17 protein-coding genes are annotated in these 17,175 nt (G+C 72.5%); 7 read left to right on the forward strand and 10 right to left on the reverse strand.

The window, feature by feature from the left end:
• The first annotated feature begins 132 nt into the window (after nt 1-132).
• On the forward strand, nt 133-1,965 hold the full coding sequence (locus ABZX85_RS00385; RefSeq protein ID WP_355861092.1) for an HSP90 family protein: 1,833 nt from the start codon (nt 133-135) through the stop codon (nt 1,963-1,965).
• On the forward strand, nt 1,958-4,945 hold the full coding sequence (locus ABZX85_RS00390) for a tetratricopeptide repeat protein (RefSeq protein ID WP_355861093.1): 2,988 nt from the start codon (nt 1,958-1,960) through the stop codon (nt 4,943-4,945). Before ABZX85_RS00385 ends, ABZX85_RS00390 begins: the two co-directional genes overlap by 8 nt.
• 4 nt (nt 4,946-4,949) lie before the next feature.
• Here ABZX85_RS00390 and ABZX85_RS00395 read toward each other — a convergent pair whose 3' ends face one another.
• Nucleotides 4,950-6,632, reverse strand: a complete 1,683-nt coding sequence (locus ABZX85_RS00395) for a DAK2 domain-containing protein (RefSeq protein ID WP_355861095.1) — start codon at nt 6,630-6,632, stop codon at nt 4,950-4,952.
• A 204-nt stretch (nt 6,633-6,836) separates the two neighbouring features.
• Here ABZX85_RS00395 and rpmB point away from each other — a divergent pair, with 204 nt between their 5' ends.
• The gene (gene rpmB, locus ABZX85_RS00400) at nt 6,837-7,022 is read left to right on the forward strand and encodes a 50S ribosomal protein L28 (protein WP_003973430.1); all 186 of its coding nucleotides are present in this window, start codon (nt 6,837-6,839) and stop codon (nt 7,020-7,022) included.
• Nucleotides 7,023-7,104: 82 nt separating this feature from the next.
• On the opposite strand, the gene thiD is transcribed toward rpmB, so the two are convergent.
• Nucleotides 7,105-7,893 carry a bifunctional hydroxymethylpyrimidine kinase/phosphomethylpyrimidine kinase gene (gene thiD / locus ABZX85_RS00405; RefSeq protein WP_355861097.1) on the reverse strand — a complete coding sequence of 263 codons (789 nt, stop codon included), beginning with the start codon at nt 7,891-7,893 and terminating at the stop codon, nt 7,105-7,107.
• The gene (locus tag ABZX85_RS00410; protein ID WP_355861099.1) at nt 7,890-8,852 is read right to left on the reverse strand and encodes a thiamine-phosphate kinase; all 963 of its coding nucleotides are present in this window, start codon (nt 8,850-8,852) and stop codon (nt 7,890-7,892) included. Before ABZX85_RS00410 ends, thiD begins: the two co-directional genes overlap by 4 nt.
• Nucleotides 8,853-9,058: 206 nt before the next feature.
• Here ABZX85_RS00410 and ABZX85_RS00415 point away from each other — a divergent pair, with 206 nt between their 5' ends.
• Together ABZX85_RS00415 and ABZX85_RS00420 are read left to right on the forward strand one after the other, a co-directional pair.
• Nucleotides 9,059-9,292, forward strand: coding sequence for an Lrp/AsnC ligand binding domain-containing protein (locus tag ABZX85_RS00415; protein ID WP_355861101.1), 234 nt, complete (start codon nt 9,059-9,061; stop codon nt 9,290-9,292).
• Between the two features lie 20 nt (nt 9,293-9,312).
• Nucleotides 9,313-9,795, forward strand: a complete 483-nt coding sequence (locus ABZX85_RS00420; RefSeq protein WP_355861103.1) for a DUF3515 domain-containing protein — start codon at nt 9,313-9,315, stop codon at nt 9,793-9,795.
• Here ABZX85_RS00420 and ABZX85_RS00425 read toward each other — a convergent pair.
• From ABZX85_RS00425 to ABZX85_RS00435, 3 genes are all read right to left on the reverse strand, one after another.
• Complete coding sequence (locus ABZX85_RS00425) at nt 9,792-10,946, reverse strand: D-alanine--D-alanine ligase family protein (RefSeq protein WP_355861105.1); 1,155 nt, start codon at nt 10,944-10,946, stop codon at nt 9,792-9,794. The genes ABZX85_RS00420 and ABZX85_RS00425 overlap by 4 nt on opposite strands.
• A 106-nt stretch (nt 10,947-11,052) precedes the next feature.
• Nucleotides 11,053-12,063: an NAD(P)H-dependent glycerol-3-phosphate dehydrogenase gene (locus ABZX85_RS00430; RefSeq protein ID WP_355861107.1), complete on the reverse strand. Its 1,011-nt coding sequence runs from the start codon at nt 12,061-12,063 to the stop codon at nt 11,053-11,055.
• Entirely contained in the window at nt 12,060-12,824 is a 765-nt protein-coding gene (locus ABZX85_RS00435; protein WP_355861109.1) for a lysophospholipid acyltransferase family protein, read from the reverse strand. Before ABZX85_RS00435 ends, ABZX85_RS00430 begins: the two co-directional genes overlap by 4 nt.
• A 160-nt stretch (nt 12,825-12,984) precedes the next feature.
• On the opposite strand from ABZX85_RS00435, the gene cofC reads away from it, so the two are divergent.
• Nucleotides 12,985-13,623 (forward strand): 2-phospho-L-lactate guanylyltransferase, encoded by a 639-nt coding sequence (gene cofC, locus ABZX85_RS00440; protein WP_355861111.1) that lies wholly within the window; start codon nt 12,985-12,987, stop codon nt 13,621-13,623.
• A gap of 9 nt (nt 13,624-13,632) precedes the next feature.
• Entirely contained in the window at nt 13,633-13,836 is a 204-nt protein-coding gene (locus ABZX85_RS00445) for a hypothetical protein (protein WP_355861113.1), read from the forward strand.
• A gap of 82 nt (nt 13,837-13,918) precedes the next feature.
• Here the strand turns inward: ABZX85_RS00445 and ABZX85_RS00450 are convergent, their stop codons facing one another.
• The 4 genes from ABZX85_RS00450 to leuC form a co-directional block, all read right to left on the reverse strand.
• The gene (locus tag ABZX85_RS00450; protein WP_355861115.1) at nt 13,919-14,506 is read right to left on the reverse strand and encodes an HU family DNA-binding protein; all 588 of its coding nucleotides are present in this window, start codon (nt 14,504-14,506) and stop codon (nt 13,919-13,921) included.
• A gap of 136 nt (nt 14,507-14,642) precedes the next feature.
• Nucleotides 14,643-14,873, reverse strand: a complete 231-nt coding sequence (locus ABZX85_RS00455; protein WP_355861117.1) for a hypothetical protein — start codon at nt 14,871-14,873, stop codon at nt 14,643-14,645.
• Between the two features lie 254 nt (nt 14,874-15,127).
• Nucleotides 15,128-15,721 (reverse strand): 3-isopropylmalate dehydratase small subunit, encoded by a 594-nt coding sequence (gene leuD, locus ABZX85_RS00460; protein ID WP_355861119.1) that lies wholly within the window; start codon nt 15,719-15,721, stop codon nt 15,128-15,130.
• 5 nt (nt 15,722-15,726) lie between these two features.
• Nucleotides 15,727-17,160 (reverse strand): 3-isopropylmalate dehydratase large subunit, encoded by a 1,434-nt coding sequence (gene leuC, locus ABZX85_RS00465; RefSeq protein WP_355861121.1) that lies wholly within the window; start codon nt 17,158-17,160, stop codon nt 15,727-15,729.
• Nucleotides 17,161-17,175: the final 15 nt, after the last annotated feature.

Raw genomic sequence — 17,175 nt, forward strand, 5'->3', positions numbered from 1 at the left:
GAAACCCCTGGTCAGACGCGTCGCTTGGGCCCTAGTATGTCGCGCCTCACGCCATCCCTTCCGCGGTCACCGCCCCATTACGGGACCGCCCGACCCCGCGCCGAGGCACCTCCCCCCACCGGCGCTGCGACGATGGACTCCCAGACCTCGAAGTCATCCCAGGCATCCCAGTCACCTCACACGTTCCAGGTCGACCTGCGTGGTCTGGTGGACCTGCTCTCCCATCACCTCTACTCCAGTCCCCGGGTCTACCTCCGCGAACTGCTCCAGAACGCGGTGGACGCGATCACCGCCCGGCAGGCAGAGGACCCCGGCGCCCCGGCGCGCGTGCGGCTGTTCACGGACGGCACGGAGCTGCGGGTGGAGGATTCCGGCATCGGTCTGACCGAGGCCGACGTGCACAGTCTGCTGGCCACGATCGGGCGCAGCTCCAAGCGGGCCGAGGGCCTCCAGGAGGCGCGTTCGGACTTCCTGGGCCAGTTCGGGATCGGCCTGCTGGCCTGTTTCGTGGTGGCCGAGCGCATCCGGGTGGTCTCCCGGAGCGCGCGCACTCCGGGGGCGCGTCCCGTGGAGTGGACGGCGCGCGACGACGGCTCGTACTCCGTGCGCACGCTCCCGGACGAGGCGCGTCCCGAGCCGGGGACGACGGTGTACCTGCGGGCGCGGGCGGGGGCCTCGGAGTGGCTGTCGCAGGCCCGGGTGCTGGCGCTGGCGAAGGACTTCGGCTCGCTGCTGCCGTACGACGTGCGGGTGGGCGAGGAGGCGGTCACGGACCTGCCGGCGCCCTGGGACCGGCCGTACCCCTCCCCCGCGAACCGGCGGGTGGCGCTGGCCCGGCACTGCCACGCGCTGTTCGGGTTCACGCCGCTGGACTCGATCGAGCTGTCGGTGCCGCTGGCGGGCATCCGGGGCGTGGCGTACGTGCTGCCGGCGGCGGTGTCCCCGGCGCAGCGGGCGACGCACCGGGTGCACCTGAAGGGCATGCTGCTGACGGAGCGCGCCGAACAGCTCCTGCCGGACTGGGCGTTCTTCGTGCGCTGTGTCCTGGACACGGACTCCCTGCGGCCCACGGCGTCGCGCGAGTCGCTGTACGAGGACGAGACGCTGGCGGCGGTCCGGGAGGCGCTCGGGGAGCGGATCAGGGCGTGGCTGACGGGTCTCGCGGCGGGCGACCCGGAGCGGCTCGCGGCGTTCCTGGCGGTGCATCACCTGGGCGTGAAGTCGCTGGCGCGGCACGACCCGGAGATGCTGCGGACGATGCTGCCGTGGCTGCCGTTCGAGACGACGGACGGCCGGCTGTCGCTGGAGGAGTTCGCGCAGCGCCACCCGGTGGTGCACTTCACGCGCACGGTCGAGGAGTACCGCCAGGTCGCCCCGATCGCGTCGGCGCAGGGCATCGGCGTGGTGAACGGCGGTTACACGTACGACAGCGAGCTGGTCGAGGCGCTGCCGTCGGTGCGTCCGGGCACGTCGGTCGCGGAGCTGGACGCGGACACGGTGACGGCTCATCTGGACGCCGTGGACACGGCGGAGGAGCTGGCGCTGTCGGCGTTCCTCGCGGCGGCGCGGGCGAAGCTGGACCCGCTCGGGTGCGACGTGGTGCTGAGGGCGTTCCATCCGCTGTCGGTGCCGGCGCTGCATCTGGACGACCGTCAGGCGCGGCACGAACAGGCGCGCGCGGAGGCGGAGTCGCAGGCGGACGACCTGTGGGCGGGCATCCTGGGCTCGCTGCGGGGCGGTGCTCCGCGCGCGCGGCTGGTGCTCAACCACCTCAACCCGCTGATCCGGCGGATCAGTTCCCTGCGGGACCCGGAACTGATCGGGACGGCGACGGAGTCGTTGTACGGGCAGGCGCTGCTGATGGCGCAGCGCCCGCTGCGACCGGCCGATTCGGCTTTGCTGAACCGGGCGTTCATCGGTCTGCTGGAGTGGGCCACGCATGGTGAGGGCGGCAAGGATGAGTGACATCGGGGATTTCGACGCGCTGCGGCGGGCGATGGCGGAGAACGGTGAGGAGCCGGAGGGTCCGGCGCGCAACGCGCGCGCGGAGGCGCTGCTCGGGGAGGCCGAGAAGCTGAACGTGCCGCTGGCGGTGATCGAGGCGCTCGGGCATCAGCTGAAGGTCTACAACTACAGCTCCGAGAAGGCGAAGATGTTCGTCCCGTTCGCGCGGCTGCTGCGCATGTGGGACGAGCGTCCGGAGGACTTCGACGAGTACGAGGCGCACTCGCTGCACTGGGTCTTCAAGTGGATGTCGGCGGGGATGCTGGACCAGCCGCACATCCCGCTGGCGTCGGTGGAGAAGTGGCTCGGCGAGATGGAGCACCGCTACCGGCTGGCGGGGCACTCGGAGCGGGCGGTGCGCAGCGCGGAGTTCAGTGTGGCCGCGCATGTGGGCGATCTCCCGCGCGCGGAGCGGGCGTTCGCGGCGTGGCTGGCGGCGGACCGGGACCAGATGGCCGACTGCCACGCGTGCGAGCTGCACGGCCAGGGCTGGTGGCACGCGGAGTGCGGGCGCGACGACGAGGCGCTGCGGCTGTGGGAGCCGGTCCTGGAGGGCGAGTACACGTGCGCGCACGAGCCGCACACGGTGCTGGCGTCGTCCCTGCTGCCGCTGCTGCGCCTGGAGCGGCTGGACGAGGCGCGGGCGAACCATCTGCGGGGGTTCCGGCTGGTGCGGTCGATGGAGTCGATGCGGGGCGCGTACGCGGACCATGTCGAGTTCTGCGCGCTGACGGGCAACGAGGCGCGGGCGCTGGAGCTGCTGGCGGAGCGTCCGGCGTACTTCACGGACGCCGGTCATCCGCGCAGCAAGCTGGACTTCCTGAGTGTCGTGGCCCTGCTGACGGACCGGCTGACGGCGCTCGGTCTGGGCGGGCAGCGGGTGCCGGGTCCCGCGGGCCGGTCGTGGACGGCGGCGGAACTGGCGGCCCACGCGCGCGAGGAGGCGCTCGGGCTGGCGGGGGCGTTCGACGCCCGCAACGGCACGGCGCACGTGACGGAGCGGGCGCTGGCGCGGATGGCGCAGGAGCCGCTGGCCGGGAGGCTGCCGCTGGGGGTGCGCGGGGCGCGTCCGTCGGCGGGGTCGGCGTCTCCGGCTCCGGTGCCCGCGCCCCGGGTGCCCGCGGAGCCGTCGGGTGAGCCGGATCTCGTGGGGCTCCTGGAGGAGGCCCGCCGGCAGTCGGACACGCTCCAGCCGCGCGCCGTGGAGGCGTGGGTGGCGGTGGGCGAGGCGGTCGCGGCGGCCGGGGACGTGACGCTGGCGCCCCGGGACCGCGCGGAGCTGGCCGAGCACGAGGGCATGGCCCGGGGCGTGGAGGGTCTCGCGTCGTTCGAGGAGGCGGCCCGCTGGTACGCGGAGGCGGACGACCCGGGCGAGTCCCTGGCGGCACGCGCGCGTGGGGCGTACGTCCGGGCGCTGGCCGGTGACGTGACGGAGGCCCTCGCGGCGGTGGAGGAGCCGTACGACCGGGTCCTCGCCCTGTACGCGGAGGACGGCACCGGGGTGCGTCAGGCGGCCGGGGTGCTGATGAGCCGGGCACGGATTCTGATGCGGTGCGCGCACGGCGCGGCGGAGGGCGTGGAGGGCCAGGAAGGTCAGGAAGGCGACGAAGGCGAGGGGGACGCGCGGGAGGAGGCGTTCGGGGTCGCGGAGGCCGCGGTGCGGGAGGTGCTGGCGCTGGTCGGCGGGCGGGCCGGGGACGACGTCCGGCTGCACGCGCGCGTGGCGGAGGCGCACGCGATGCTCGCGGAGCTGGCGGCGCTGGGCGGCGACCCGGAGGGCGCGGCGCAGCTGTTCGCGCGGGCGTCCGCCGAGTTCGTCGCGGCGGGCCTGCCGTGGTTCGCGGTGGAGTACGAGGCGCGGCTCGCGTCGCTGGCGCACCACCTCGGGGACATGACGCAGGCCGAGCGGGCGCTGCGGGCGGCCCTGGAGCACGGCGGGCCGGTCCTGGAGCCCGTGGGGCGGGCTCAGCTGCATCTCCAGCTCGCGGAGGTCGTCGGGGGCCGGGGAGAGGCCGAGGAGGCCGCCGAGCACGCCCTGGAGGCCGCGCACTGGGCCGACGAGGCGGGCGAGGGGCCGACGTTCGGCGCCTGGGCCCGGCATCAGCTGGGCGGTCACCTGGTCCGGCAGGGCCGGTGGGCGGAGGCCGCGGAGGTGCTGGAGTCGGCGCTCGCGGACCTGACGGCGGAGACGCACGGCGACGGGACGGTCGTCCAGACGAAGTGGTGGCTCGGGGACTGTCTGAGCGAGCTGGGCGAGCACCGGGAGGCCGCCGAGCGGCGTCTCCAGGCGGCCGAGATCGCCCGGCACTGGCCGGAGCAGCACGACCACGCGACGCTGGCGCACCTCGCGGCGGAGTCGCTGAGCCAGGCGGATCTGCTCCCGGAGGCGGACCAGGCGTACACGCGCGCCGGTGAGCTGTGGCGGTCCCTGGGGAACGTGCACGGTCTGGTGCGGTCCCTGCGCGCCCGCGCGTGGCTGGCGCTGCGCACCGACGACGGGGTGGACAGCGCGCGGGAGCTGATGACGGCGGCGGTCACGGAGTGCGCGGACGCGCTGGACGCGGCGGACGACGAGGAGTCCCGGTTCCGGCTGGTCTCCGAGCTGGGCCACACGCACCGCCAGTTCGGCGATCTGCTGGCCCGGTCGGCGCCGGAGGACGGGGACGACGACGCGATCCGCGCGGCCCTGGAGGAGGCGCTCGCGCAGATCTCCGACGCGGTCGCCGTCTTCGCCTCCCTCGCGGAGGACGCCCTGCACGCGCGCACGTCCGCCGAGCTGGCCGCGGGCTGGCTGGAGGCCGACCTGGGGCGCCCGCTGGACGCGGCGGCCCGCGCGCGGGGGGTGCTGGCGGCGTACAGGCCGGGAGGCGACGACGAAACGGTCGCGTCCCGTCGTACGGAGGCGGAGCAGCTGCTTCAGGGGGTGCGGGAGGAGGGGTGAGCGGCTACTCGACGCCGATCAGCAGCAGGGAGCCCTGGCGGCCACCCCGGTAGACGACCGTGTCGACCGCCAGGTACGCCTCCCGGACCCGCGCCTCCAGGTGGCCGGCGACGGTGTCGGGGGCGTCGTCGCCGAGGACGAGGGTGACGAGTTCGCCGCCCGCCGAGAGCATGCGGTCGAGGACCTGGCGGGCCGTGTCGGTGACGTCGGTACCGATGACGGCGACGTCCCCGTCGACCAGGCCGAGGACGTCGCCGGCCTGGCAGATGCCCGCCATGGTCCAGGACTGGCGTTCGGCGACGGTGACCTCGGCGTAGCGGGTGGCGCCGGCGGCGGAGGTCATGGAGACGACGTCCTCGTCGAAGCGCCGGTCGGGTTCGTGGACGGCGAGGGCGGCGATGCCCTGGACCGCCGAGCGGGTCGGGATCAGGGCGACCCGGATGCCCTCCGTGCGGGACTGCTCGGCGGCTGCGGCGGCCGTGTGGCGCAGGTCGGCGTCGTTGGGCAGGAGGACCACCTCGCGCGCGTGTGCGCGCCGGACGGCCTCGACCAGCTCGCCGCTCGCGGGCGGCTCCCCCGGACGCGCCAGCACGGTCGTCGCCCCGGCCTGCGCGTACAGCCCGGCCAGCCCCTCCCCCGGCACGACGGCGACGACGGCCCGCTGCACGCGCTCGCGCGGCACCCGCTCCCCGCGCGTGGTGTGCGCGTCCCCGGCGCCGAAATGCGTGATCCGGATGCGGTACGGCCGTCCCGCCTCGACCCCGGCCTCGACGGCGGCCCCGGCGTCGTCCACGTGCACATGGACGTTCCACAGCCCGTCCCCGCCGACGACGACCAGGGAGTCCCCCAGCGCGTCCAGCCGGGTCCTGAGCCGGTTCACGGCGGTGTCCTCGGCCTCCAGGAGGTAGATCACCTCGAAGGCGGGGCCGTCGCCGCCCTCGGCGCACACCTCGTCGCCGGAGCCCTCCACGCGCGCGTGGACCCCCAGCCCGACGCTGGTGACCCGTGCCCCTGCGGTGAACCCGGCCGGCGCCTCCCCGGTGAACGTCTCCACGAGCGCCCCCAGCACCGCCACCAGCCCCCGCCCGCCCGCGTCGACGACCCCGGCGTCCCGCAGGACGGCGAGCTGTCCCGGGGTGGCCGCCAGCGCCGCGCACGCGCCCCGGTGGGCCGCGCGGGCGACGGTGCCGCAGTCGCCGTCGGCGGCCCCGGCGGCGTCGGCGGCGGCCGAGGCGACGGACAGGACGGTGCCCTCGACGGGGTGGGCGACGGCCTGGCGGGCGGAGTCGGCGGCACGGCGCAGAGCGAGGGCGAGGGCCGGGCCGCCGGCATGCTCGGTGTGAGAGGCGTCACTGTCGTCGGCGAGGATCTGGGCCATGCCGCGCAGGAGCTGGGCGAGGATCGTCCCCGAGTTCCCGCGCGCGCCTATGAGGGCGCCGTGGGCCAGGGCGTGCACCGCGTCGGCCAGTGAGGGGGTGTCCGGTTCGTGGGCCGCGAACACGGCCTCCACCGCGGTCGCCGCGGACTCCAGGGTCAGGTACAGGTTGGTGCCGGTGTCCCCGTCCGCGACGGGGTAGACGTTGATCGCGTCGATCTCCTCGCGGGCCCCGCCGAGGGCCCCCAGCGCGAGGCCGCACCAGGTGCGCACCGCGAGAGCATCGAGGAATGTCTGCGGCACCTGCGCCACCTGCGCCTCCCTGAGCTGCTGGATTGGACGCAGCGTAGACCGATCGTGGTAGTTTCGTTCAACGGAAGCAGTCGTTGTATGCTGCTCCGGTTGCCCGATCTCGATCGGGCCATTCCCCCCGGCACCGCCACTTCCAGATCCTCGATCTCGATCCCGGCATGCCGGGATCATCCGTAAGTGCATCTGAAGTCTTTGGAGTGACCGGTGGCTGCTAACTGCGACGTCTGCGGCAAGGGTCCGGGCTTCGGCAACAACATCTCGCACTCGCACCGCCGTACGTCCCGTCGCTGGAACCCGAACATCCAGCGCGTCCGTACGGTTGTCAGCGGGACGCCGAAGCGCGTGAACGCCTGCACCTCGTGCATCAAGGCCGGCAAGGTTTCGCGCTGACGCTTCGCCGCTGAGCGCGTGGCCACTGCTGGTTCGCCGCATAGAGCCGATCCACCCCCGGGTGGATCGGCTTTCTGCACATCTACCGCCTGAACGCCCAGCCGTGATCCACCGGCCCGATCCCCCCGCCGAGCGCGAACCCGCCCCGGATCGCCCCGGTGACGTAACTCTTGGCCGCCGTCACCGCGTCCGGTACGGCCGCCCCCTTCGCCAGCTCCGACGCGATCGCCGAGGCGAGCGTGCAGCCGGTGCCGTGGGTGTGGCGGTTGTCGTACCGGGGTGACCTGAGCCAGTGCTCCTCGTGCCCGTCCGTGAGCAGGTCGACGGCGTCGCCGGGCAGATGCCCGCCCTTGATCAGCGCCCACCGCGGGCCGTACGCCAGCACCGCCGCCGCGGCCTCCCGCATCCCCTCCTCCGACTCGACGCGGACGCCGGTCAGCTGGAAGACCTCGTCGAGGTTGGGGGTGGCGACCGTGGCCGCCGGGAGGAGCCGGTGGCGTACGGAGTCGAGGGCGGAGGCGGCGAGGAGGGGGTCGCCGTGCTTGGAGACGCCGACGGGGTCGACGACGACGGGGGCGTCCGTCGTCGCGAGGAGGTCGGCGACCGTCTCGACGAGGGCGGCGGAAGCCAGCATGCCGGTCTTCACGGCCTGGACGCCGATGTCGTCGACGACGCTGCGGTACTGGGCGCGGACGGCGTCGGCGGGGAGTTCCCACACGCCCTGCACGCCCAGGGAGTTCTGGGCGGTGACGGCGGTGACGACGCTCATGCCGTGCACGCCGAGGGCGAGCATCGTCTTCAGGTCGGCCTGGACGCCGGCGCCCCCGCCGGAGTCGGAACCGGCGACGGTCAGCACCCGCGCCGGGGTCATTCGACGTCCCCGAAGTGGTCCCAGCCGCCCTGCCGGGTCCAGGGGGCGCCGTCCACGGTGACCTGGGGCAGCGTGGAGGGGCCCAGGACCTCGCCGATGACCTTCCAGCGGGCGGGGAGTTTCACGTCCGGCGGGAAGGTCGCCACGATCGCGTGGTCCTCTCCGCCGGTCAGCACCCACTGGATCGGGTCGACGCCGACGGCGTGGCCGATGTCGTTCATCTGGGTGGGGATGTCGATCGCCTCGGAGCGGATGTCGATCCTGACCTTGCTGGCCTCGGCGATGTGCCCGAGGTCGGCGATCAGGCCGTCGCTGACGTCGCACATCGCGGTCGCGCCGAGCCCCGCCGCCGCCGGGCCCGCGTGGTACGGCGGCTCCGGGCGGCGGTGCGCCTCCACGAAGGCGCGCGGCGAGCGGAACCCGCGCGCGAGGACCGCGTACCCGGCCGCCGACCAGCCCAGCCAGCCGGTCACCGCGACCAGGTCGCCCGGTTTCGCGCCGCCGCGCGTGATCGGCTCCTGGCCGCGCAGATCGCCGAGGGCGGTGATCGACACCATGATCGTGTCGCCGCGGACGACGTCCCCGCCGACCACCGACGCGCCCGCGACCTGGCACTCGTCCCGGATGCCGTCCATCAGCTCCGTCGGCCAGGTCACCGGCAGCTCGGCCGGGACGACGAGGCCGAGGAGCAGGGCGGTCGGTACGGCGCCCATCGCGGCGATGTCGGCGAGGTTCTGGGCGGCGGCCTTGCGGCCCACGTCGTAGGCGGTGGACCAGTCCCGGCGGAAGTGCCGGCCCTCCAGCAGGATGTCCGTGCTGGCCACGACCCTGCGGTCGGGCGCGGCGACCACCGCGGCGTCGTCCCCCGGGCCGACCCGGACCGCCGGGGTGGTGGTGAGCCGGGAGGTGAGCTCACGGATGAGCCCGAACTCGCCCAGCTCACCGACAGTGCCCTTCATCGCCCTAGAGCCCCTTCTGTGCCTGTCCGCGCCCGGTCGCGCGGGACCAGTGTCCTCGATACGGTCGAGGTGACCGTCAACTTCCGTCCCGCGCTCGCCCCGGCGCGCGGTCCCCGGTCCTCGCGGGTCTCCCCTGTGCGCGCGGCGACGCGATACCGTGGCGTTCCTTTTCCCCACATGATCCTCGTGGCCGCCCTGGAGGTTCCGTGGTACAGGCGTACATCCTGATCCAGACAGAGGTCGGCAAGGCGTCGACCGTCGCCGAGGCGATCGGCAAGATCCCTGGCGTCGTCCAGGCCGAGGACGTGACGGGGCCGTACGACGTGATCGTGCGGGCCCAGGCGGACACGGTCGACGACCTCGGGCGGCTGGTGGTCGCCAAGGTGCAGCAGGTGGAGGGGATCACCCGGACCCTGACCTGCCCCGTCGTCCATCTGTAGCCCCCGTCTACCCTTGGCCGGTGAACTTCTTCCGTCACCGGCTCAGTGGTGTGTCCGCCCTCGTACTGCTGTGCGCCGTCGCCGGCTGCTCATCGGCAGACGACGACGCGTCGACCGTGGTTCCCAGTCCGTCCGCGAAAGCCGCGCAGATATGCCGGAAGCTGGACGCCGCGCTGCCGGCCGAGGTGGACGGACTCCGGCGCCGGGACCCCGAGCCCGCGTCGACGCTGACCGCGGGCTGGGGAGACCCGGCGATCATACTGCGGTGCGGTGTCGTGAAGCCGCCGAAGATGGACGACGACGGCGCGGACGCCGGTGAGGCCGACGGGGTCGGCTGGCTGGTCGAGAAGCAGGACGACGGCACGATCCGCTTCACGAGCGCGCTGCGGGTGGTGTACGTCGAGGTCACACTGCCCAAGTCGCGGGCGGCGGAGGGGATGTCGCCGCTGATCGATCTGGCACCGGCGATGAAGAAGACGGTGCCCGAGGGGATCGCCGACTAGCGGAGCCCGGTGGAGCGGCGCAGGGCCGCCTGGATCAGGCGGTCCACCAGCTCGCCGTAGGCGACGCCCGTCTCCTCCCACATCTTGGGGTACATGGAGATCGGCGTGAAGCCGGGCATCGTGTTGATCTCGTTGATGACGAAGTCGCCGTCGTCGGTGAGGAAGAAGTCGGCGCGGACGAGGCCCTCGCAGGAGGCGGCGTCGAAGGCTTCGACGGCCAACGCGCGGACCTCGGCGGTCTGTTCGGGGGTCAGGGGGGCCGGGACGATGCCGGGGACCGAGTCGATGTACTTGGACTCGAAGTCGTAGTAGGCGTGGGTGGCGGGGATCTCGGCGGGGACGGAGGCGCGGGGGCCGTCCTCGAACTCCAGGACGCCGCACTCGATCTCACGGCCCCGGACGGCCGCCTCGACGAGGATCTTCGGGTCGTGCCGCTGGGCCTCGGCGATCGCCTCGTCGAGACCGGCGGGGTCGTCGACCTTGGTGATGCCGATGGAGGAGCCGGCGCGGGCGGGCTTCACGAACAGGGGCCAGCCGTGGTCCGCGGCGAACCCGGCGATCCGCTTGCGCGCCCCGGACTCGTCCTGCGCCCACTCGCGGGGGCGGATCACCAGGTAGGGGCCGACCTTGAGGCCGAAGGAGGTGAAGACGCGCTTCATGTACTCCTTGTCCTGGCCGACGGCGGAGGCGAGCACCCCGGAGCCGACGTACGGCACACCGGACAGGTCCAGCATCCCCTGGAGCGTGCCGTCCTCGCCGTAGGGGCCGTGCAGGACGGGGAAGACGACGTCGACCTCGCCGAGCGCCTTCGGCACCGATCCCGGTTCGCTGTAGACGACTTCGCGGTCGGCGGGGTCCAGCGGGAGCACCACTCCGCCGTCGCCGCCCTCCGCGAGGTCGGCGACCTCGGGGGTGCGGCGGTCCGCGATCGCCATCCGCTCCGGCGCGTCCGCCGTGAGCATCCAGCGGCCCTCCCGCGTGATGCCGATCGGCAGCACGTCGTACTTGTCCCGGTCGACGGCCCGCAGTACGGCGCCGGCGGTCACCACGGAGATGCCGTGCTCGGAACTGCGCCCGCCGAACACGACGGCCACGCGCGGCTTGCGCGCGGGCTGCGACTCGGGGCTCTGGGGAAGGTTCTCGGTGCTCATATCGCGTCGAGAGTACCCGTTGGTAGTCCCCGAGTCAGCGTCCACCACCCCGCTGTCGCTCAGCGTCGCGGGCGGTTCGCGGTACGTCGCGGAACCCCGCTTCCCCCTACCGCCGTTCCGGCTTCGCGCTGCGGGACATCAGTTCCTTCAGGGCGACGACCGGCGGCTTCGCCTCGTGGACGATGTCGACGACCGTCTCGGTGATGGGCATGTCGACGCCGTGGTGGCGGGCGAGGTCGAGGACGGACTGGCAGGACTTGACGCCCTCGGCGGTCTGCTTGGTGACGGCGATCGTCTCCTGGAGGGTCATGCCCTTGCCGAGGTTGGTGCCGAAGGTGTGGTTGCGGGAGAGCGGGGAGGAGCAGGTGGCGACGAGGTCACCGAGGCCCGCGAGCCCGGCGAAGGTCAGCGGGTCGGCGCCCATCGCGAGGCCGAGCCGCGTCGTCTCCGCGAGGCCGCGCGTGATGAGGGAGCCCTTCGCGTTGTCGCCGAGCCCCATGCCGTCCGCGATGCCGACGGCGAGGCCGATGACGTTCTTCACGGCGCCGCCGAGCTCGCAGCCCACCACGTCGGTGTTGGTGTAGGGCCGGAAGTACGGGGTGTGGCAGGCCAGTTGGAGGCGCTGGGCGACGGCCTCGTCGGTGGCGGCGACGACGGCCGCGGCCGGCATCCGGGAGGCGATCTCCCGCGCGAGGTTGGGACCGGTGACGACGGCGATGCGCTCGGCGCCCACCTTCGTGACGTCCTGGACGACCTCGCTCATCCGCATGGTCGTGCCGAGTTCGACGCCCTTCATGAGCGAGACGAGCACGGTGTCCGGCGCCAACAGGGGTGTCCAGTCGGCCAAGTTGGCGCGCAGCGTCTGCGACGGCACCGACAGGACCGTGAAGTCGGCGCCGGCCATGGCCTCGGCGGGGTCCGTGGTCGCCCGGATGCCGGCGGGGAGTTCGAGGCCGGGGAAGTAATCGGGGTTCTGCCGCGCCGAGTTGATCGCCTCGGCGACCTCGGGGCGCCGCGCCCACACCGTCACCTCGCAGCCCGCGTCCGCGAGGACGACGGCGAACGCCGTCCCCCATGAACCTGCGCTGAGGACTGCCGCCTTGACGGGCTCGCTCACTTGCCGATCTCTCCTTCGTGGCCGTGCTGCGCCTCGGTGCGGCGCCGCTGCTCGATCCGCTCCCGGCGCGGGTCGTAGGGCGTCTCGGGCGCCTTCTCGCCGCGGATGTCCTCCAGCAGGCGGGTGATGGCGGCCATGATGACCTCCGTGACCTCCTTGAGGAGGTCGGGGGTCATCTCCTTGCCGTAGTAGGGGGTGAGGTCCACCGGTGGTCCGGCGAGGACGTGGTGGGTCTTGCGCGGGAACACGTCGGGTCTCTTCGCGTACGCGGGGAGCAGTTCGTTGGCGCCCCACTGCGCGATCGGCACGACGGGGCACTTCGTCTCCAGGGCCACGCGTGCGGCGCCGGTCTTGCCGGTCATCGGCCAGCCGTCGGGGTCGCGGGTGAGGGTGCCCTCGGGGTAGAAGACCACGCACTCGCCGCGTTCGACGGCGTCCACGGCGCCCCGGAAGGCGCTGAGCGCGTCGGTGGACTCGCGGTAGACGGGGACCTGGCCGGTGTTCCGCATCCAGGCGCCGACGATTCCCTTGTTGAAAAGGCCGCTCTTCGCCAGGAATCGCGGCATACGTCCGCTGTTGTACTGGAAGTGCGCGTAGGCGAAGGGGTCGACGTAGGAATTGTGGTTCACCGCGGTGATAAATCCGCCGTCGGCCGGAATGTTCTCCATTCCGCGCCAGTCCCGCTTGAGGAGAGGCACCAGCAGTGGTTTGCAGATCACCGCGGCGAAGCGGTACCAGAAGCCGATTCTGCGGCGGGGCACGCGGACACCTACCTCTTCCTTCAAGGGCCGGGAGCCGCACAAGTGTGGCCCCGGTCGGCCTGTCTGTCGAGAACACCGTACGCCCAGAAGGAAGAACCGCCAGATGGGCCAGGTTGCAGCCGGGTGACAATGACCGCGACGAGCAAGGGACGGTAAGCCGGTGCAGTGGACGTTGGTCATCCCCCTGAAACCCCTCGCGCGGGCCAAGAGCAGGCTGTCGGACACGGCCGGGGACGGGGTGCGGCCGGGGCTGGCCCTCGCCTTCGCGCAGGACACGGTGACCGCCGCGCTGACCGCCGCGGCCGTACGGGATGTGGTGGTCGTCACGGACGACCCGCTGGCCGGGCGGGAACTCGTGGCGCTGGGCGCCCGGATCGTCCCGGACGTACCGCGCACGGGCCTGAACGCCGCTCTGGCGCACGGCGAGGGCGTCGTCCGCGCTGTGCGCCCGGAAACGGCTCTCGCGGCCCTGAACGCCGATCTCCCGGCACTGCGCCCGCGGGAATTGAGCCGGGTCCTCGATGCCGCCGCGGAATTCCCGCGCGCATTTCTGCCGGATGCCGCGGGCATAGGCACGACTTTGCTCGCGGCGGCCCCGGGCCACCCCCTGCTGCCCGCTTTCGGCCCCGATTCCCGCCGCCTCCACCGCGCCTCGGGAGCGGCCGAACTCACGCTCCCCCACGTCGACTCCGTCCGCCAGGACGTGGACACCGGCGACGACCTCCGCGCCGCCCTCGCCCTCGGCGTCGGCCCCCGCACCCAGACCGCCACCGCCCGCCTCCTCATCCCCGGCCAGTAGGCTGCGGCCATGCAGGCGACGGCGTACACGTACGACCCCGAGACCCGTACCGGCCAGGTCCTCCTGGACGACGGCACCCCGCTCCCCTTCGACGCGGCGGCGTTCGACGCGGGGGGCCTCAGGCTGCTGCGGGTGGGGCAACGGGTCCGTATCGAGACAGCGGGTCCGGCGGACGGCCCGCGGATCACCCTGGTGACGCTCCAGACGTTCTGACCCGCCCCGACCCCGGACACACCGCGGGCCGGACTCCACGGATGTGGGAGTCCGGCCCGACGCGTGAGTACCGGCGACAGCCCTACGCCTTGGTGGCGGTGGTCTTCTTCGCGGTGGTCTTGCGAGCAGTCGACTTCTTGGCCGGCGCCTTCTTCGCCGGGGCCTTCTTGGCGACGGCCTTCTTGGCGGTGGCCGCCTTCTTGGCGGTCGTCTTCTTGGCGGCGGCCGTCTTGGCGGTCGCCTTCTTCGCCGGGGCGGCCTTCTTCGCGGCGGCGGTCGCCTTCTTCGCGGGGGCGGCCTTCTTCGCGGCGGCCTTCTTGACCGTCGCCGAAGCCGTGCCGCTCAGGCTGCCCTTGGGCGCCTTCTTGACCGCGACGTCGTTCTTCGGGAGCTTCTTCGAGCCGCTCACCAGGTCCTTGAAACCCTGGCCCGCACGGAAGCGCGGGACGGAGGTCTTCTTGACCCGGACCCGCTCGCCCGTCTGGGGGTTGCGGGCGTACCGCGCCGGGCGGTCGACCTTCTCGAACGAGCCGAAACCGGTGACCGAGACCCGGTCCCCCGCGACGACCGCGCGGACGATCGCGTCCAGAACCGCGTCGACCGCCTCGGCGGCGTTCTGACGGCCGCCGACCTTGTCCGCAATCGCTTCTACGAGCTGCGCCTTGTTCACGTCTTCCCCTTCGGAGACATTGCTGGAACGAAAGTGTCCAGGCTTTTTCGCACGTTAGGCAGATATATACCGCAAATCAAACACGAAACGGGCCTATCACCCTTGTGCCGCAACGGACTCGACCGCATTGGGCTGTTCAGCGTTCCCCGTCGGGGATTCGCCCCGCGTCGAGGTCCGCCATGAACCGCTCCAGCCGCCTTGTCGCATCGGCGAGATCGTGCTTGGCCGCGGCCGTAATGACCAGCAGCTTCCGGGTCAGCGCCATCCGTACGCCCTCCGGGACTTGCAGTGCGCGCACCCTTCTGTGCGCTTCCTTGAGTTGGTCCGCGACCGCCGCATAGAGCTTGAGTTGGCCGTCGTGTTCCATGCACAGATTGTGCCATCTAGGGCGAGTTGTCGCCCGCCAGGGGTGCAACTGCCGCCTCAAACAGCCGTCCGAGCACTGTTGGACGTCGTGTCCACAGCCGTCGCGTACCCAGTCAACCACCGCTCTAACGTTGGCAGTTGGGAAGATTTCGGGGAGATGTGCGGGGCCGAACGGGTGCAGAAAACGCCGTACCCCCGATCGGACGGATCGGGGGTACGGCGTGGCTCTTCGGTGGCCGAAACTCGCTCCGGCGGTCAGACCTGGAGGGTGCGCGGCTTGTAGGAGGGCCGCTTCGCCTCGTACGCGGCGATGTCCGCCTCGTTCTGGAGGGTGATGGAGATGTCGTCCAGCCCGTTCAGCAGCCGCCAGCGGGCGTTCTCGTCCAGCTCGAAGGCGGCGGTGACGCCCTCGGCGCGGACCTCCAGCGCCTCCAGGTCGACGGTGATCTCGGCCTGCGGGTCGCTCTCGACGAGGTCCCACAGCGCGTCCACGACCTTCTGGTCGAGGATGACCGTCAGCAGGCCGTTCTTCAGGGAGTTGCCCCGGAAGATGTCGGCGAAGCGGGACGAGATGACGGTCTTGAAGCCGTAGTTCTGGAGCGCCCACACCGCGTGTTCACGCGAGGAGCCGGTGCCGAAGTCGGGGCCGGCCACCAGGACGCTCGCCCCCGCGCGCTCGGGGCGGTTGAGGACGAACTCCGGGTCCTTGCGCCACGCCTCGAAGAGCCCGTCCTCGAAGCCGTCCCGGGTCACCTTCTTGAGCCAGTGGGCGGGGATGATCTGGTCGGTGTCGACGTTGGAGCGGCGCAGCGGGACGGCCCGGCCGGTGTGCGTGGTGAATGCTTCCATGGCTCTCAGACTCCAGCGGGCGTGCGGTCGGCGGGCGCGTCGGTCAGGTCGGCGGGCGAGGCCAGATGGCCCAGTACGGCCGTGGCGGCGGCGACCTGCGGGGAGACCAGGTGGGTCCGGCCGCCCTTGCCCTGCCGGCCCTCGAAGTTGCGGTTGGAGGTGGACGCGGAGCGCTCACCGGGGGCCAGTTGGTCGGGGTTCATGCCCAGACACATCGAGCAGCCCGCGTGCCGCCACTCGGCGCCGGCCTCCTTGAAGACGACGTCCAGCCCCTCGGAGACGGCCTGGAGCCCCACCCGCGCGGAGCCCGGGACGACGAGCATCCGTACGCCGTCGGCGACTTTGCGGCCCTTGACGAGCTCGGCGGCGGCGCGCAGGTCCTCGATCCGGCCGTTGGTGCACGAACCTACGAAGACGGTGTCCACCTTGATGGACCGCAGCGGCTGCCCGGCCTCCAACCCCATGTATTCCAGGGCCTTTTCGGCGGCGAGCCGCTCCGAGGCGTCTTCGTACGAAGCGGGATCGGGGACGTCCGCCGAAAGGGGCGCGCCCTGGCCGGGGTTGGTGCCCCAGGTGACGAACGGGGAGAGTTCCTCGGCCTTGATGACGACCTCGGCGTCGAACTCGGCGTCGTCGTCGGTGCGCAGGGTCTTCCAGTACGCGACCGCGGCGTCCCAGTCCTCGCCCTCGGGGGCGTGGGCGCGGCCCTTGAGGTAGGCGAAGGTCGTCTCGTCGGGGGCGATCATGCCCGCGCGGGCGCCGGCCTCGATGGACATGTTGCAGATGGTCATCCGGGCCTCCATCGAGAGCTTCTCGATGGCGGAGCCGCGGTACTCCAGGACGTAGCCCTGGCCGCCGCCGGTGCCGATCCTCGCGATGATCGCCAGGATCAGGTCCTTGGCGGTGACGCCGTCGGGCAGGTCGCCGTCGACCGTGATGGCCATGGTCTTCGGGCGGACCAGCGGCAGGGTCTGGGTGGCCAGCACGTGCTCCACCTGGGAGGTGCCGATACCGAACGCCAGGCCGCCGAAGGCGCCGTGCGTGGAGGTGTGGGAGTCGCCGCAGACGACGGTCATACCGGGCTGCGTGAGCCCGAGCTGGGGGCCCACGACGTGGACGACGCCCTGCTCGACGTCGCCCAGGGGGTGCAGGCGGACACCGAACTCGGCGCAGTTCTTGCGCAGGGTCTCCAGCTGGGCGCGGGAGACCGGGTCCGCGATCGGCTTGTCGATGTCGAGGGTCGGGGTGTTGTGGTCCTCGGTGGCGATGGTCAGGTCGAGGCGGCGGACCGGGCGGCCGTTCTGACGCAGGCCGTCGAACGCCTGGGGGCTGGTCACCTCGTGCAGCAGGTGCAGATCGATGAAGAGGAGGTCGGGCTCGCCCTCCGCCCGCCGGACGACGTGATCGTCCCAGACCTTCTCCGCGAGTGTCCTACCCATCGCTTTCCCTCCGGC

The organism is Streptomyces sp. NPDC004539 (assembly GCF_040610055.1).
Classification (GTDB): domain Bacteria; phylum Actinomycetota; class Actinomycetes; order Streptomycetales; family Streptomycetaceae; genus Streptomyces.

Coding starts and splice junctions, on each gene's coding strand:
- ABZX85_RS00455 (WP_355861117.1), bottom strand. CDS start 14,873: ATGGAACACGACGGCCAACTCAAGCTCTATGCGGCGGTCGCGGACCAA.
- leuC (WP_355861121.1), bottom strand. CDS start 17,160: ATGGGTAGGACACTCGCGGAGAAGGTCTGGGACGATCACGTCGTCCGG.
- ABZX85_RS00410 (WP_355861099.1), bottom strand. CDS start 8,852: ATGAAGGGCACTGTCGGTGAGCTGGGCGAGTTCGGGCTCATCCGTGAG.
- ABZX85_RS00390 (WP_355861093.1), top strand. CDS start 1,958: ATGAGTGACATCGGGGATTTCGACGCGCTGCGGCGGGCGATGGCGGAG.
- ABZX85_RS00425 (WP_355861105.1), bottom strand. CDS start 10,946: ATGAGCACCGAGAACCTTCCCCAGAGCCCCGAGTCGCAGCCCGCGCGC.
- leuD (WP_355861119.1), bottom strand. CDS start 15,721: ATGGAAGCATTCACCACGCACACCGGCCGGGCCGTCCCGCTGCGCCGC.
- ABZX85_RS00445 (WP_355861113.1), top strand. CDS start 13,633: ATGCAGGCGACGGCGTACACGTACGACCCCGAGACCCGTACCGGCCAG.
- thiD (WP_355861097.1), bottom strand. CDS start 7,893: ATGACCCCGGCGCGGGTGCTGACCGTCGCCGGTTCCGACTCCGGCGGG.
- ABZX85_RS00385 (WP_355861092.1), top strand. CDS start 133: ATGGACTCCCAGACCTCGAAGTCATCCCAGGCATCCCAGTCACCTCAC.